Raw genomic sequence first — 14,971 nt, 5'->3', positions numbered from 1 at the left:
AAAAAAAAATTTAAGGCTTAGAAAAAAAATATTAAAAAATTGTGTTCTCTCATGTTTTAATTAGGGGTGTTTTGAATAAATTTATTTGAAAATAAAATTTAAACTCTAAAAAATAGGGGTTTAGAAAAAAACATTGTTAAATTTGCTGAAAATTTAATAAGATGTCTACCTTAAGATTCAAAGCCATTGAAAATTTAAATGTGTTTGATTTAAAAACCTTTAAAGTAGAAAAAAAATTATCAGAATATTTTTGTGAGAATGTTTTAAATATAGACACGATGCGTCAATATCTGAGCAAAGATGTCTTCAAGATTATCTCTACTGCGATTGATTCAGGAGAACAAATTAACAGAGACATTGCCGACCAAATTGCTCTTGCGATGAAAGAATGGTCTCTTTCTAAAGGAGTTACACACTACACGCACTGGTTTCAGCCACTCACGGGAGCAACAGCAGAGAAGCACGACAGCTTTTTTAGCCCTTTAGAAGATGGGCGAGCTATTGAGCGGTTTAACGGCGGAATGCTGATTCAGCAAGAGCCAGACGCATCAAGTTTCCCCAATGGGGGCATCAGAAACACCTTCGAGGCAAGAGGTTATACGGCTTGGGACCCTACTTCGCCCGCTTTTGTGATAGGGACTACACTTTGTATTCCATCAGTTTTTATTTCCTATACGGGTGAAACTTTAGACTACAAAACACCTCTGCTCAGAGCTTTACAAAGTGTAGACGCAGCAGCAACCGAGGTGATGCGTGCTTATTTTGATCGAAAAACTACGAAAGTTTATTCCACGCTGGGTTGGGAACAAGAATACTTTCTTTTGGATTTAGGCTTAGCCAATGCAAGGCCAGATATTACACTCACGGGCAGAACATTAGTGGGGCATTCACCAGCAAAAGGGCAGCAATTAGATGATCATTATTTTGGGAGTATTCCTAGCAGAGCTTTAAATTTCATGATGGAACTTGAGGTGGAGTGTATGAAATTGGGAATCCCAGTGACGACACGGCACAATGAAGTTGCCCCCAACCAATTTGAGCTAGCACCAATGTTTGAAGAAGCTAATTTGGCGGTAGATCATAATTCCCTATTGATGGACATTATGGGGCGCATAGCGAGAAAGCATAATTACAAAGTATTGCTACATGAGAAACCTTATGCTGGAGTGAACGGCTCAGGTAAACACAATAACTGGTCACTCTCTACCGACGCAGGCGATAATTTGCTAAGTCCAGGGAAAAACCCGAAGAGGAATTTACAGTTTTTAACTTTTTTTATCAATACCATCAAAGCAGTTCATGAGTTCCCAGAGTTGATTCGTTCGTGCGTCGCATCAGCGTCTAACGACCATCGTTTAGGCGCCAATGAAGCTCCGCCAGCCATCATTTCCATTTTTATTGGTTCGCAATTGACTGAAGTTTTTAATGAATTAGAAAAAGTAACTGAAGGGAAATTGAGCCCAGATGAAAAAACAGAACTAAAATTAAATGTCGTAGGTAAAATTCCTGAAATCCTTTTAGATAATACCGATAGAAACCGAACTTCTCCTTTCGCTTTCACAGGTAATAAATTTGAGGTGAGAGCAGTCGGTTCCTCTGCCAATTGTGCAGAAATCATGACGGTGATGAATACCATTATGGCTTTTCAGCTAAGGAAATTTAAAGTAGCTGTGGATGAATTGATAGAGAAAGGCTTGAAGAAAGATGAAGCGATATTCAATGTATTGAGAGATTACATCAAAGAAGTGCGCCCGATTTTGTTTGAAGGCGATGGTTACTCGCAAGAATGGGTAGAAGAAGCAGAGAAAAGAGGTTTAGCTAATTTAATCACAAGCCCAGAAGCTTTAGCCACAGAAACGACGACAAAACACATTAATTTATTTCAAAGTAGCGCTGTATTGTCAGAGAGAGAAATCTATGCACGCAACGAGATAAAACTAGAGAAATACAGTGCCAATATCAGTATCGAAGCAAAAGTTTTGGCAGATTTATCAAGAAATCATATCATTCCCACAGGAATTCGATATCAGAATGAATTGATAGAAAACGTAAAAGGATTAAAAGAAATTTTCGGTGAAGATTACAGAGATAAAGCAGAGCAACAAATTCAATTGATCAAAGAAATATCAGAACATAATTTTGAAATTACTCGTTTGGTAAAAGAATTGCTAGAAACCAGAAGAAAAGCAGAACAAATTACCGAAGCGCAAGAAAAAGCCAATGTTTTTTGTAAAGATGTAATCCCTTACCTAAATCAGTTGAGACATCACGTAGATGCACTAGAAATGCTTGTGGACGATGAAATGTGGCCGCTACCCAAATACCGTGAAATGATGTTTATCAAATAAATATAAAGAAAATAAAACTCAGAAAATTTTTTAAGCCTTAGAAAAAAAAAGATAGATTTTTGTAAATTTGCTATCTTCAAAAACTAGATTTCAAGCACTTATATGTCCACATTACTAGAAAAACTACAAGGAATTCAGCAGCGATTTGATGAAATTGCAGATTTGATTATTCAGCCAGATGTTATAAACGACCATCAACGCTATGCAAAACTCAACAAAGAATATTCTGACCTCACCGATATTATAAAAACGAAAAAGGAATACGAATCACAACTGAATTTGCTAGATGAAGCCAATGAAATTATAACCAGTTCCGATGATAAAGGAATGGTGGAACTAGCCAAGATGGAGAAAGATGAGGTTTTGCAGCAATTGCCTGAAATGGAAGAAAAAATCAAGTGGATGCTGATACCCAAAGACCCAGAGGATGAAAAAAATGTGATTGTAGAATTGAGAGCAGGGACGGGAGGCGACGAAGCAGCAATTTTTGTAGAAGATATTTTTAGAATGTATTCGATGTATTTCAAAACTCGAAATTGGAATTTTGAAATATTGAATGCAACAGAAGGTGGAATAAAAGGTTACAAGGAACTAGTAATGGAAGTGAGCGGAGATGCGGTTTTTGGGACAATGAAATTTGAATCTGGCGTGCACCGCGTGCAGCGTGTCCCCGAGACAGAATCTCAAGGGAGAGTACATACCTCGGCGATTACCGTAGCCGTATTACCCGAAGCAGAAGAGGTAGACATTGAAATCAATCCGGCCGATTTGGAATATCAAACAGCTCGTTCAAGTGGGGCAGGAGGGCAGAATGTAAACAAAGTTGAAACAAAAGTACAACTGACTCACAAGCCATCGGGCATTACGATCCAATGCCAAGAGTCACGATCTCAGCACGCAAACCGTGAAAAAGCTTTACAATTATTACGAACTAAGTTATATGAAATCGAATTTGAAAAAATTCAAAATGAAAGGACAGAACAGCGACGCTCTTTAGTTTCAAGCGGAGACCGCTCAGCAAAAATCAGAACGTATAACTATCCGCAAGGGCGAGTGACAGACCATCGCATCAATAAATCCATTTTTAATTTAGATAATTACATGAATGGTGATATTCAAGAAATGATAAATGCACTGAAATTAGCTGAAAACGCAGAGAAACTGAAAGGAGAAGAATTGGTGTAAAATGGAAATAAAAGAAGAATTCCTATACAACATCTGGCAATTCAAGCGGTGGGGTTCTTCTATAAAATTAAAAACCACCCAAGGCGAAGAAATAGAAGTGCTATCACCAGGGGTGCTGAATCCCAATGCTGGACCTGATTTCTTGAACGCTCGGCTTCGCATCGGTGGAGTTTTGTGGGCGGGAAATGTTGAAATTCATCTTCGCACAACCGACTGGTTTTTGCATCGGCACGAGGAAGACCCCGCATATCAGAAAATTATTTTACATGTAGTTTTTCAAGATAATTCAGCCCAAAAAGTGGGCGATTTTTCAACTTTAGAATTAGGAAATTACGTTTCGAAAGAATTAATCCTAAGTTATAAAAATTTAAATCGACCTTTTGATTTTATTCCCTGCGAAAGCTCATTGCCTTCAGTAGAAGCGGAAGTTCTCGAAACAACGAAAATCAATATGTTGCTCGAGAAATGGATGGGAAAAGAGCAAATTTTGCAGCAAAGACTTGACCAATTGGCCGGTGACTGGGAGCAACTTCTCTTCGAACAAATTGCTTATGTTTTTGGTTTGAAAATTAATGGTGAAGCTTTTTTGCAATTGGCTAGGAGCTTCAAAAATAATCAGTTGAATGGCTTGAATTTGTTTCAGAAAGAAGCCTTAATTTTTGGACAAGCAGGATTTCTTCAAGAATTTGAAAATCAATACACTGAAGCTTTGAAAAAAGAATATGAATTCCTTCAGTACAAATGGAATTTAACGCCGCTTAACAAAGAAATATTTAAGTTTTTTCGTTTGAGACCACCCAATTTCCCGAGTGTTCGTATGGCGCAGTGGGCAGCTTTTTCAGACCTTTTCCCACAAATTTTTTTAAGCCTTAAAAAAAATAATTTTTATGAAGAATTCATAGAAGAGTGTAGTGAAATTCAAGCTTCTGATTTTTGGAACACCCATTTTACGCTCGGGAAACCATCCCTGAAAAATCAACCCAAGAAACTCTCACGCTCGTTTATTGAACTACTGCTTATCAATGCTTTCTTCCCAGTTCATTTTTTGTATTTAAAATCTATTGATAAAAACCCAGAACCTTTGCTAAATCAGCTGGAGAAATTGCCACCAGAATACAATCAAATAATTAAGGAATTTAAGGCTTTAGAAATTCCCATCTCATCTGCTTTGGATACACAAGGATTATTATTTTTAGAAAAAAATTATTGTCAAAAGAAAAAATGCTTAAATTGTAAAATCGGAAATCATATTTTGAGAAATCATGCTAAATAATATTAGAAATACAGCCGAAGCACACGGGTTTGAAGTTATCTCAAGAATTTCAGATAAATTGGGGCTGAGAGCGAGCAAATTACGTTTGCTTTTCATCTACCTCTCTTTTGCAACATTGGGAGTCACATTTCTTATTTATTTAATCACGGCGTTTTTCTTTTGGTTAAAAGACAGCTTATTTATTAAGCGAAAATCAGTGTTTGACTTGTGATTTATTTTTATTTAAAATAAATTAATTTAATAAAATAAAGTTTTTTTGATTCTGTTTTTTGAAAATATTTCAAATAATTTAATTGATTTATACTATAAAAAAAGGCTTATAAAAAATTCATGAAAAATGCTTCGTTATTTATTTCCATTCTATTTTTCCAGATTAGATTAATCGGGCTAGCAAACATTTTTTTAGAAGAGACTTTAAATGATTTTAGAATTGAAGAAGAAATCAATCCCTGCGGCGATAAATTTAAATATTTTTGGTGGGGAAAAATCTTACAAATAGTATAAAAATGAGAAAATTTTTGCGCTATTTCGAGATGGGAAAAGCTCAGCGGAGTGGTTTTTTTATTTTAATTATTCTAATCCTCATCATTGAATTGGGTTTTTATTTTCTAAGCCTTAAAAAAAATGATGCCCCCTCAGAATTGATGCCTGAAGAACTGGAATGGCTGAAAATTAAAGAGGAATCAACTCATCTAACCACGAAATCGAAGGGAGAAGTTAAATATTTTACATTTAATCCTAATGAGTTTTCAGCTCAAGACTGGCAAAAAATTGGTTTTAGTTCCAAGCAAAGTGAAGTCATCATCAAATATAGAAATTCTCTGGGAGGGAATTTTGAGAACTTAGCACAAATTCAAGAATGTTTTGTTATCAGTCAAGAAAAATTTGAGGAAATGAAAATGTATATTCGGTTGAAAAATATTCCGAAAAATCAAATTAATTCAAACTCAAAAGAATTTTTTGAGGCTGAAAAAAATCTTGCTAAGTCAAAGAAAAAATTAAAAATCTTTGACCCCAATCAGTTAAGTTTAAAGGAATGGGAGGATTTGGGTTTTAGTGAAAAACAAGCTAAAGTAATCTTGAATTACAAAGAAAATTACCTGAAAGGAGAATTTAAAAATTTAAATGAAATAAAAAATTGTTTTGTCATCAGTGAAGCAAAGTTTAATGAATTAAAAGCATTTATTCGCTTACCTCAGAAAAATTCTGAGAAGGGAATTAAATCAGAAAATATTTCACCCAAAAGCAGCGATTTTCACGTGAATTCAATGAATGAATTGGATTGGAAAAAATGCGGCGCTACGGCAGAGGAGGCTAAAAATATTGTAAAATACAGAGATTTCATCGGTGGATTTGAAAATTTTAAAGCCTTAGAAAATTGTCCGTATCTCAATGAAGATGTTTTAGAAAAACTAAAAAATAAAGCGCTTATTTTTTGAAAAATTTTTTAAGGCTTAAAAAAAATTGATACTTTTAAAGTTGAAAAAAAACAAACGATGAGAAATCCTGAAAATGAAATAATCATACAAGCTGCTAGAGAATTTGCCCAGAGAGAAATTGCGCCTCACGTGATGGATTGGGATGAGAATCAAAGTTTTCCGGTAGCGTTATTTCATCAATTAGGGGAAATGGGGTTCATGGGGATTTTAGTTCCAGAGGAATTGGGCGGAGCCGGTCTTTCTTATTTTGATTATGTAAATATTGTTGATGAAATTTCACAAGTAGACCCGTCTATTGGTTTGTCAATAGCTGCGCATAATTCGCTTTGCACCAATCATATTTTGTGTTTTGGGAATCAAGAGCAAAAAGAAAAATGGGTGCCGAGTCTTGCGACGGGGAAAGTGATTGGAGCTTGGGGATTGACTGAACACAATACGGGTTCTGATGCTGGCGGAATGGGGACTACTGCAGTGAGAGATGGTGACGAATGGGTAATCAACGGGGCAAAAAATTTTATCACACATGCGATTTCTGGTGACTTAGCCGTGGTGATGACAAGAACGGGGGAAGTAGGGGCTTCTCGTAATTCGACGGTTTTTGTTTTAGAAAAAGGAATGCCAGGTTTTACGTCAGGAAAAAAAGAGAATAAACTGGGTATGCGTGCGTCTGAAACTGCTGAACTCATCATGAACAATGTACGTGTGCCAGATTCACACCGCTTGGGTGAAGTGGGTGAGGGCTTCAAGCAAGCTTTGTCAATTTTAGATGGGGGGAGAATTTCTATTGCAGCATTGTCTCTTGGGATTTCAAAAGGAGCTTACCAAGCCGCGTTGAAATACAGTAAAGAAAGAAAACAGTTTGGGAAATCGATTTGCGAATTCCAAGCGATTAATTTTAAATTAGCTGAGATGGCAACTAAAATTAAAGCCTCTGAGCTGCTGATAGATGAAGCTTGCCGCTTAAAAGAAAATGATGAAAGAATGACGATGGAAGGTGCTATGGCTAAGTATTACGCTTCTGAAGCTTGTGTGGAAATTTCAACTGATGCTGTACAAATTTTTGGCGGGTATGGCTATACCAAAGATTTCCCAGTAGAGAAATTTTATAGAGATTCAAAACTTTGTACCATTGGCGAAGGCACTACTGAAATTCAAAAATTAATCATTGGCAGAGAAATTATAAAAGATTAAAAGCTTGATTATAAAACTTAAACATCAAAAAAATTAAGCCTTAAAAAAATAAGTGAAAAATTAATAAAAAGTATTTGGCTCAGTGTTTAAATTATTTTCAATTGGTTTTACTTTATTGAATTGAGGACTTTGCTCGATGGCGTCCATGATTTGCTCTATAATGTGTTGCGTGGAATCGTTTTCATAATCAATATGGAGCGGAGCTTTGAATTTCATTGTAGGTTCAACACCACGTTTTTTGATGAGTAAGCCTTTCTTATCAAAAGCTCGGCGGAAACCATCAATCACTACAGGAATTACGATGGGTTTATTTTTCTTGATGATGTGAGCAGTACCACGTCGCCCAGGAGCAAAAGCCTTGGTTGTACCTTGTGGGAAGGTAATGACCCAGCCGTGTTGCAAAGCGCGTTCAATATTGTCTATTTCACTCAAGTCGACTTTCCGTTGAACATCTTTACCTGCTGAGCGCCAAGTTCTTTTGACGGTAATGGCTCCTGCAAATTGGAAAATTTTAGCCAAGAGTCCTTTATTCATCGTTTCTTCAGCAGCAACATAATAGAGGTCGATGCGCGGATTGATTAAATATATCGGGTTGCGAATGGAATTTTCAAAGCCATTTTTAGCACTGAAAAAAACATGATACATTGCAGAAACATCAGCAAAATAAGTCTGATGATTGGAAACAAATAAGACATTATTATCAGGCAAATCAGTCAAATGTTCAGTGCCTGAAATTCTTAGTTTGTTAAAGCCATTGTATCTGCGATAAGAAACAACACCTAGTACAAAAACGACTAAACGCTTAATAATATACCAGCGCCCGAAGGCATCATAAAAAATGGTTTTTTTCTTCAAAATTTATACAATTTCAGCGTTCAAATTTAAAGAATTTCTAATAAATTCTAAAAATTCATTCAGCATCATCGCTGTAGCTCCCCACACATTTAAATTTTGATTTAAGTTAAATCCAGGAACTTTATGGGCTTTACCTTTCACGTTAACAGTATAATTTTGAAGAGGAGGATTTAAAATAAATTCTTTCAGCGAAAGGAAAATAATATCTTTGACTTCCTTGTCACACGGGATAAAATTAGGGTTCAATTTGTAGCTGCCTACAAATGGGTGAACGATGAAATTGCTAGGCGGGATGAATAGTTCCGTGAGTTCTCCCCAGATTTCTATAGCCTCTGGCTTAGCTCCAATCTCTTCAAAACTTTCTCGGATGGCGGTTTGTTCTAAGTTTTCATCAGATTTCTCTACTTTCCCACCAGGGAAACCTACTTGATTGCTGTGTATGCCAGGGTATGTATTCCTATGAATTACAGGGAAATAAATCTCATCATTTATTTCACAGAGAATAATTAAAACCGCTGCAATTTTTGATTTTTGCGTGTTAAAGCGGGCTTCATCTACTAAATTCTGACGGTAAGGAGGAGCCATAACTTGTTGCGCTTTCCACCCAGGAATCTTTTGGAAATTTAATTTTGACTGAAGCGTTTGTAAATTTAAATCAGACCACATCATAAAATCTAAAGGTACAAAAAAAGTCGTGTAATTAACACGACTTTTTAAATACCAATTAAATTTTTTGGAATAAATCAAAAAATATCTAAGGCTTTAAAAATTATTTTTTATCAGCTAATAGCATTTCAGCAATTTGCAATGCTTTTTTAGCATCGACAATCACACCATTGGTACTTAGGTCTAATAACTCATTGCTTAAATTTCCACTCTTTATTAAAACTTCTCTCAGCTCCTGAGCTGTTAATTCTGGGAAGTAACCCCAAACCAAGGCAGCAACCCCGCTCACTACTGGAGCCGCCATACTTGTGCCTTGCAAGAATTTATAATCATTTTGTGGAATAGTAGAGTAAATTTCTAACCCAGGAGCAAAAATATCTACTTGTTTTTTTCCGAAGTTGGAGAAGGAAGCACGAATGTCATCATTATAGCGTGTGCTAGCACCTACGGTAATCCAAGTAGGGGCAACTACTTTCCCATCACTATAATAATTGATTGGATAGTTGATGATTTCATCAATATTTTGATTGTCATTCCCAGCCGCGTGAACTAACAATACATTATTATCACTTGCGTACCTCATTGCTTCCCACACTTTCTCAGGATGTGGAGAATAAGCTTTACCGAAGCTCATATTGATGATTTTGGCTCCGTTGTCTACGGCGTAGCGAATCGCATTGGCAATATCCTTATCTCTTTCATCACCATCAGGGACGGCTCGGATGCTCATTAATTTTGCATTGGTAGCGATACCATTCATCCCAATATTATTGTTTCTTACGGCACCGATGATTCCTGCAACATGTGTACCATGCAAAGCATCAGGACCTTGAATATCATTATTTCCATAGATTCTTTCGTCGAGATTTTCATAGTCATCACCTACAATATCTCTAGGGTCAAAATCAAGATTGTAGTGATATTTCACTTGAGATTCGTAGTAAGAAATGGCTTCATTTACCCCTTCGTTGAATTCCTCTAAAATTTCACGTGGCGTTTTCCCAAAAACTTCAGGAGCCTCGTATGTATTGATGGTAGATTCAAATCTGCCAGCAATAAATTTAGCTTCATCTGACTTTGGTTTGAAAGATTTGATTCCTTTTACAGAAATCTCTTTATCCATCCCATATTCCTCTCCAAATTTTGAATACCCCAAACCTGCTTGCTCAGCTTGTATGCTGATGCCCTCATAAGCCATTTTCGCTTGAGTATAGTTCTCATCTAGCTCTGCTTTAGCTTTAAGGTAAGTAGCATATTTCTCAGGGAATTTTTTCTGATTAGTCTCATTGGTGAAATTATCTTTGCTCGCAAAAAGAGCATTCCCTTCACGCACCAAACGAGTCAACTCCAAGTTATCTTGATTCACATTTCTACCATCAGCACCTCCAATGAAATTCCATCCGTGGACATCATCTATATAACCATTATTATCATCGTCAATACCGTTATTTGGGATTTCATTAACGTTCACCCACATATTCCCCGCCAAATCCTCGTGGTCACCTTGTATCCCGCTGTCAATCACTCCGACTACGACAGGATTTATCTTCAGTCCCTTTTCTTTAGCATAAGCGTATGCATCTTCTGTCGCCACGCCATACACATTTTCCTTGGCGAAATTCTTGTGGTACCAAGCTCTAAGCTCTAATTCCTCTTGCGAAGGCTGAGGTACTTCTTGTATCTGCCCATAGACTAAGCTAGCAGCAAACGAGAGTGTGAATAATATTTTTCTCATATTATTTAAAAATTTAATTGTTTTTGATGTAAATGCCCGCTTCTGGACCTAAATTAAAAACCAAATCTAAAATGGATAAATCTGATACGAAATTAAACTTATCTTGAAAAACTTGCTGATAAGCAGGAATTTTTCTTTCAGATTTTACTTTAGCGCTAAAATCATGTCTAAAATCGTGCCGAGCTTCATTTTGGTAAGATTTTGTAAAAGAAAAAGAGCAATTTAGTTTCAAGTCTCTCAAAATTTGTAATAAAATTTTTTGGTTTAAATCAAAAAGCTGACTTGGTTTTTCTTTTAAAATATTCCTATAAGAATCCCAATAATAGAGAAAAAAAGGAGCATTGCGATAAGCCGTTTCAATAGATTTGATGTGCTCTGCCACCCATTTATTTTCATAGTGAATTTCTACAAGGCTTATTTTTTTTTCTAAACCTTTTTTAATTGGAATACTCAAAGATTGTTTCCCATTAGGGCCCAAAATGCAACACCGATTTCGGTAGGTTTGTTTGGTGTAATTTTCCTCACTCTCGATGGCAAATTCTTTAAATTTTTTAAGGCTTAAAAAAAAATCAATCGGTGGGAAATAAAACAAAGGGAAAACAGGCAGCTCCATTATTTATCTTTCTTTTTTTTGAAGAAAAAATCCCAACCCAAAAAAATAGCCAATAAAATCGCACCAATCCATAGATAGCTTGTTTTGTTGGGGTTACCATTATTGGGAACGGTGAACCAACGCTCCCAGTGGAAGCCACTTTTAGGCTCAAACCCCATTAATTGATTTAAATTTGCCCATAAGAAAAACGGCTGCCCTACGATGTGCGTTTCTGGCACAAAACCCCAGAACCGACTGTCCAAAGAATTGTGGCGATTGTCTCCCATCATGAAATAGTAATCTTGCTGAAACGTATAATTTTCTATCGGCTGCCCGTCCATTAAAAGCTGCCCGTCGCTTACTTCTAAATCATGATTTTCATAAGTCTCTATAATATCGATGTAATCTGCTAAGTTTTGAATATCAAGCTTGATTTGCATTCCCTTTTTGGGCACGGTTAGCGGCCCGTACCAATCTTGATTATAAGGTGCATCTTTGGGGAAGATATTGCGGTCAGTTTGATCTTTAGGAGTGATGAGTTTATTTGCAGAGATGATATTGGAATTATTTTTTAAAGCTTGAAAAATTTCATCAGATAAACCATGGAATTCGTAAATAAAGCCATTTTCATTCGCTCCAAAAGCATAATCGGTGCTGACTAAAGAAAACTCTTCTTCCAAATATTTAGGACTCAGTTGCGTTTTGCTTTCGATGATATATTTATACTGAATTTTCGCATCTTTTTTGGGAATAAATTTCTCGTGATTGATAAAAAGTTCAGCGTTTCTAATTTCAATCACATCGCCAGGTGTTGCCACACAACGTTTCACGTAGTTATCTTTTCGGTCAGTAGGATTATAAACAGAATCAGCTGGATAATTGAAAACCACAATGTCATTTTTCTCTACTTTTTTCCACCCTGGGATTCGAGCGTAGGGCAATTGCAGTTTTTCTATAAATAAACTTCGGTTAAACAAATCTGCAAATGGAACTGCCACAGGGGTATTGGGGATTCGTGTGCCATAGATGTTTTTACTCACAAAAAGTGCATCACCGATTCGCAATGTGTTTTCCATCGAGCCAGTAGGGATAATCATCGGCTGAACAAAATATGTGTGGATAGTCGTAGCCAAAACCACTGCAAAGAGGATTGCGCTTAGGAGTGTCTCTTTGCGGTCTTCGGGGCCAGTATAGGCTGGTTTTTCTACATAATTCAAATAATAAATATAAAAGCCTAGAGTGGCAATGACCAAAATGGCTTCCCCCCAACCTCTTTTGCCGTAGCAACGGATGAAGTCTACCCATAGAATCATAATCATAATGGGTGAAAGGATCGGTAAGAAAAGAAAGACAATCCACCAAGTGGGTCTTTGGATAATCTTTAATAGAACGTAGGCATTATAAACTGGCACAGCAGCCTCCCACGTTTTACGCCCTGCTGCTTTGTATAGCCACCAAGTTCCTGCAAAATGAATGATTTGTACGGCGAGAAAAAAAATCGCCCAAGCTTCCCATGTGTAAATCCACATAAAATATTTATTTTAAATTTAATACGTCTTTCATGGTAAAGATACCATTTTTCTCAAAAATATATTCCGCAGCCATCACAGCTCCCAAAGCAAATCCATCTCGAGAGTAAGCTTCGTGCTTGAGTTCGATGGAATCAATCGGGGATTTAAATTGTAAAATGTGTGTGCCCTTCACCTCTGCTTTGCGCATCGCTGTTATAGGGATAGAGTTTTCTTTAACTTTTTCTTCGCTGGTTAAATACCAAGTTTTATAATCAGAAATTTCCATTAAATTTTCAGCCATGCTAATTGCCGTTCCGCTCGGGGAATCTTTTTTTTCGGTGTGATGGACTTCTTCCAAAGATAAGTCATACGCAGGGTAATCATTCATGATTAGCATGCATTTTTTTATTATTTCAAAAAATAAATTTACACCCAAGCTAAAATTGGTTGCATGAATGAAGCTACCATTGTATTTCTCTACAAGTTCATAGACTTTTTTCAAATCTTTGTCCCACCCAGTTGTGCCGCTCACCACGGGCACATTACTCTGCAATAGCTGAACTATATTTTGGTAAGCAACTTCTGGGTTTGTAAACTCAATGGCAGCATCCACCCCATTATCGGTGAGTTGGTAATGTTTTGGTGTTTCGTTCAATTTTAAAACCACATCATGCCCCCGTTCCGTAGCGATTTTTTCGATGGTTTTACCCATTTTTCCGTAGCCAACCAATGCTATTTTCATAATTTAAAATTTAAATTTAAGCCAAAATTTATTTTTTCTGTCACGGGATCAAAAAAAGCCGTGGGTTGAACATTCAACTCTTTATCTTTCCTCACTTGGTCTAGATGCGCGTCCACTGTCGCGTCTACAATATTGACGATATAAGCTAAGATGCTGAGTGCTATGGCATAATCTCTATCACGTTTAGCTTTATCTTGAGCTTTTGCCAGCACATTAACATCGTAAATTCCCGAGAATCGATGCGGCTCACCATTGAGTTCAGCCAAATAAGCATCACGATATTTATGATAACGATTGTTTAGGTAAACCGTAAATCCTACCCCTGAGCCCACAAGTCCCCAAGCGAGAGGCACTTTCCAGTATTTGCCGTTGTAAGTTTGCCCCAAACCAGGCAAAATAGCTGAATACAAACCTGCTCTCATTGGGTTTTTGAAAATGATTTCATCTTCATTCGGGTCCAAAAACAATTGCCCCGAAACTTGCACAGAATCAATTTTGGGTATTTTTTGCCCAAAAATGGAAAGGCTTAGAAAAAATACAACGATGAGGAAGAGAGACTTCATTCCAATAAATTTTTAAGCCTTAAAAAATCTTCATCAGATTCAAAATTGATAACAATTTTCCCTTTCCCTTTCTTATTCCTTTTGATTTCCACTTTGGTTTCAAAATGTTTTTCAAAATAATGTTTGGCAGATTTAAATTGATTGGGTAGAGAAGCAACTTCCTTTCGAGGAGTATTAAGGTTTTTGATGAGGTTTTCGGTTTGCCTTACCGATAGACTTTGTGCAATTATTTTTTCATAGACCTCCATTTGCTCATCTAAATCAGTTATGCCCATCAGTGCTCTGCCATGCCCCATGCTTATCATCCCGTCTCTGATTCCTGTCTGAATAATAGGGTCTAGTTTTAAAAGCCTTAAATAATTGGTCACCGTACTTCTGTTTTTCCCGACACGTTCGCTCAGGGCTTCTTGAGTTAAATTAATTTCATCAATCAGGCGCTGGTAAGTCAAGGCAACCTCTATGGCGTCTAAATCTTCTCGCTGAATGTTTTCTACCAAAGCCATTTCAAGTATTTCCTGGTCATTGGCCAAGCGCACAAATGCAGGAATAGTTTCTAAATTCGCAAGTTTGGAGGCACGATAACGGCGCTCCCCAGAGATAATCTCGTAGCTATGCTGATTTTTCCTAACGGTAATGGGTTGAATAACACCCAGTTGACTAATGGATTGAGCTAGCTCTACCAAAGCTTCTTTATCAAAATGCGTCCGTGGTTGGTTTGGGTTTGGTTTAATATTTTCAATAGGAATTTCTACAATTTGCTTGATCAAATCTGCAGCACCCTCATCTTTCACAGAATTTATTTTCTCCGTTGATTCGCTTAGCAATGCTGATAAGCCTCTTCCCATCGCCTTTTTTTTCATTTCTCTTTGTT

Annotated in this window: 14 protein-coding genes; 6 read left to right on the top strand and 8 right to left on the bottom strand. The window is 36.8% G+C overall.

Annotated features, from left to right (window positions below):
• Nucleotides 1-161: 161 nt before the first annotated feature.
• The 6 genes from QOX03_RS08310 to QOX03_RS08285 all read left to right on the top strand — a co-directional run bounded on the left by QOX03_RS08310 (nt 162) and on the right by QOX03_RS08285 (nt 7,436).
• The gene (locus QOX03_RS08310) at nt 162-2,348 is read left to right on the top strand and encodes a glutamine synthetase III family protein (protein ID WP_283670755.1); all 2,187 of its coding nucleotides are present in this window, start codon (nt 162-164) and stop codon (nt 2,346-2,348) included.
• Between the two features lie 102 nt (nt 2,349-2,450).
• Complete coding sequence (gene prfA, locus QOX03_RS08305; protein WP_119057470.1) at nt 2,451-3,533, top strand: peptide chain release factor 1; 1,083 nt, start codon at nt 2,451-2,453, stop codon at nt 3,531-3,533.
• A 1-nt stretch (nt 3,534) separates the two neighbouring features.
• Nucleotides 3,535-4,806: a DUF2851 family protein gene (locus tag QOX03_RS08300; RefSeq protein ID WP_283670754.1), complete on the top strand. Its 1,272-nt coding sequence runs from the start codon at nt 3,535-3,537 to the stop codon at nt 4,804-4,806.
• Nucleotides 4,796-5,017: a PspC family transcriptional regulator gene (locus QOX03_RS08295; protein ID WP_119057472.1), complete on the top strand. Its 222-nt coding sequence runs from the start codon at nt 4,796-4,798 to the stop codon at nt 5,015-5,017. Before QOX03_RS08300 ends, QOX03_RS08295 begins: the two co-directional genes overlap by 11 nt.
• Nucleotides 5,018-5,312: 295 nt before the next feature.
• Nucleotides 5,313-6,245: a helix-hairpin-helix domain-containing protein gene (locus tag QOX03_RS08290; protein WP_283670753.1), complete on the top strand. Its 933-nt coding sequence runs from the start codon at nt 5,313-5,315 to the stop codon at nt 6,243-6,245.
• A 57-nt stretch (nt 6,246-6,302) separates the two neighbouring features.
• Nucleotides 6,303-7,436: an acyl-CoA dehydrogenase family protein gene (locus tag QOX03_RS08285; RefSeq protein WP_283670751.1), complete on the top strand. Its 1,134-nt coding sequence runs from the start codon at nt 6,303-6,305 to the stop codon at nt 7,434-7,436.
• Nucleotides 7,437-7,496: 60 nt separating this feature from the next.
• On the opposite strand, the gene QOX03_RS08280 is transcribed toward QOX03_RS08285, so the two are convergent.
• The 8 genes from QOX03_RS08280 to QOX03_RS08245 form a co-directional block, all read right to left on the bottom strand.
• On the bottom strand, nt 7,497-8,291 hold the full coding sequence (locus tag QOX03_RS08280; protein ID WP_283670750.1) for a lysophospholipid acyltransferase family protein: 795 nt from the start codon (nt 8,289-8,291) through the stop codon (nt 7,497-7,499).
• Nucleotides 8,292-8,294: 3 nt separating this feature from the next.
• Complete coding sequence (locus QOX03_RS08275) at nt 8,295-8,960, bottom strand: NUDIX hydrolase (RefSeq protein ID WP_283670749.1); 666 nt, start codon at nt 8,958-8,960, stop codon at nt 8,295-8,297.
• 100 nt (nt 8,961-9,060) lie between these two features.
• Entirely contained in the window at nt 9,061-10,692 is a 1,632-nt protein-coding gene (locus tag QOX03_RS08270) for a S8 family peptidase (RefSeq protein ID WP_283670748.1), read from the bottom strand.
• 13 nt (nt 10,693-10,705) lie between these two features.
• A complete protein-coding gene (locus QOX03_RS08265) occupies nt 10,706-11,305 on the bottom strand; it encodes a WbqC family protein (protein WP_283670747.1) in 600 nt (199 codons plus the stop codon).
• Nucleotides 11,305-12,813, bottom strand: coding sequence for a signal peptidase I (lepB, locus tag QOX03_RS08260; protein ID WP_283670746.1), 1,509 nt, complete (start codon nt 12,811-12,813; stop codon nt 11,305-11,307). The genes QOX03_RS08265 and lepB overlap by 1 nt, the downstream gene beginning before the upstream one ends.
• A gap of 7 nt (nt 12,814-12,820) precedes the next feature.
• Nucleotides 12,821-13,537: a 4-hydroxy-tetrahydrodipicolinate reductase gene (gene dapB / locus QOX03_RS08255; RefSeq protein ID WP_283670745.1), complete on the bottom strand. Its 717-nt coding sequence runs from the start codon at nt 13,535-13,537 to the stop codon at nt 12,821-12,823.
• Nucleotides 13,534-14,100 (bottom strand): DUF5683 domain-containing protein, encoded by a 567-nt coding sequence (locus QOX03_RS08250; protein ID WP_283670744.1) that lies wholly within the window; start codon nt 14,098-14,100, stop codon nt 13,534-13,536. Before QOX03_RS08250 ends, dapB begins: the two co-directional genes overlap by 4 nt.
• The gene (locus tag QOX03_RS08245) at nt 14,097-14,960 is read right to left on the bottom strand and encodes a ParB/RepB/Spo0J family partition protein (RefSeq protein WP_283670743.1); all 864 of its coding nucleotides are present in this window, start codon (nt 14,958-14,960) and stop codon (nt 14,097-14,099) included. The genes QOX03_RS08250 and QOX03_RS08245 overlap by 4 nt, the downstream gene beginning before the upstream one ends.
• Nucleotides 14,961-14,971 lie beyond the last annotated feature (11 nt).

It is taken from the genome of Candidatus Ornithobacterium hominis (assembly GCF_951229915.1).
GTDB lineage: Bacteria > Bacteroidota > Bacteroidia > Flavobacteriales > Weeksellaceae > Ornithobacterium > Ornithobacterium hominis.
The sequence above is the reverse complement of the archived record's forward strand: the minus strand, read 5'-3'. Positions and strand labels throughout refer to the sequence as shown.

Bases quoted from the DNA above. Each gene is read 5' to 3' on its own strand.
- prfA (WP_119057470.1), top strand. From the start codon at position 2,451: ATGTCCACATTACTAGAAAAACTACAAGGAATTCAGCAGCGATTTGAT.
- QOX03_RS08270 (WP_283670748.1), bottom strand. From the start codon at position 10,692: ATGAGAAAAATATTATTCACACTCTCGTTTGCTGCTAGCTTAGTCTAT.
- QOX03_RS08300 (WP_283670754.1), top strand. From the start codon at position 3,535: ATGGAAATAAAAGAAGAATTCCTATACAACATCTGGCAATTCAAGCGG.
- QOX03_RS08295 (WP_119057472.1), top strand. From the start codon at position 4,796: ATGCTAAATAATATTAGAAATACAGCCGAAGCACACGGGTTTGAAGTT.
- lepB (WP_283670746.1), bottom strand. From the start codon at position 12,813: ATGTGGATTTACACATGGGAAGCTTGGGCGATTTTTTTTCTCGCCGTA.
- QOX03_RS08265 (WP_283670747.1), bottom strand. From the start codon at position 11,305: ATGGAGCTGCCTGTTTTCCCTTTGTTTTATTTCCCACCGATTGATTTT.
- dapB (WP_283670745.1), bottom strand. From the start codon at position 13,537: ATGAAAATAGCATTGGTTGGCTACGGAAAAATGGGTAAAACCATCGAA.
- QOX03_RS08250 (WP_283670744.1), bottom strand. From the start codon at position 14,100: ATGAAGTCTCTCTTCCTCATCGTTGTATTTTTTCTAAGCCTTTCCATT.
- QOX03_RS08290 (WP_283670753.1), top strand. From the start codon at position 5,313: ATGAGAAAATTTTTGCGCTATTTCGAGATGGGAAAAGCTCAGCGGAGT.
- QOX03_RS08310 (WP_283670755.1), top strand. From the start codon at position 162: ATGTCTACCTTAAGATTCAAAGCCATTGAAAATTTAAATGTGTTTGAT.
- QOX03_RS08245 (WP_283670743.1), bottom strand. From the start codon at position 14,960: ATGAAAAAAAAGGCGATGGGAAGAGGCTTATCAGCATTGCTAAGCGAA.
- QOX03_RS08275 (WP_283670749.1), bottom strand. From the start codon at position 8,960: ATGATGTGGTCTGATTTAAATTTACAAACGCTTCAGTCAAAATTAAAT.
- QOX03_RS08285 (WP_283670751.1), top strand. From the start codon at position 6,303: ATGAGAAATCCTGAAAATGAAATAATCATACAAGCTGCTAGAGAATTT.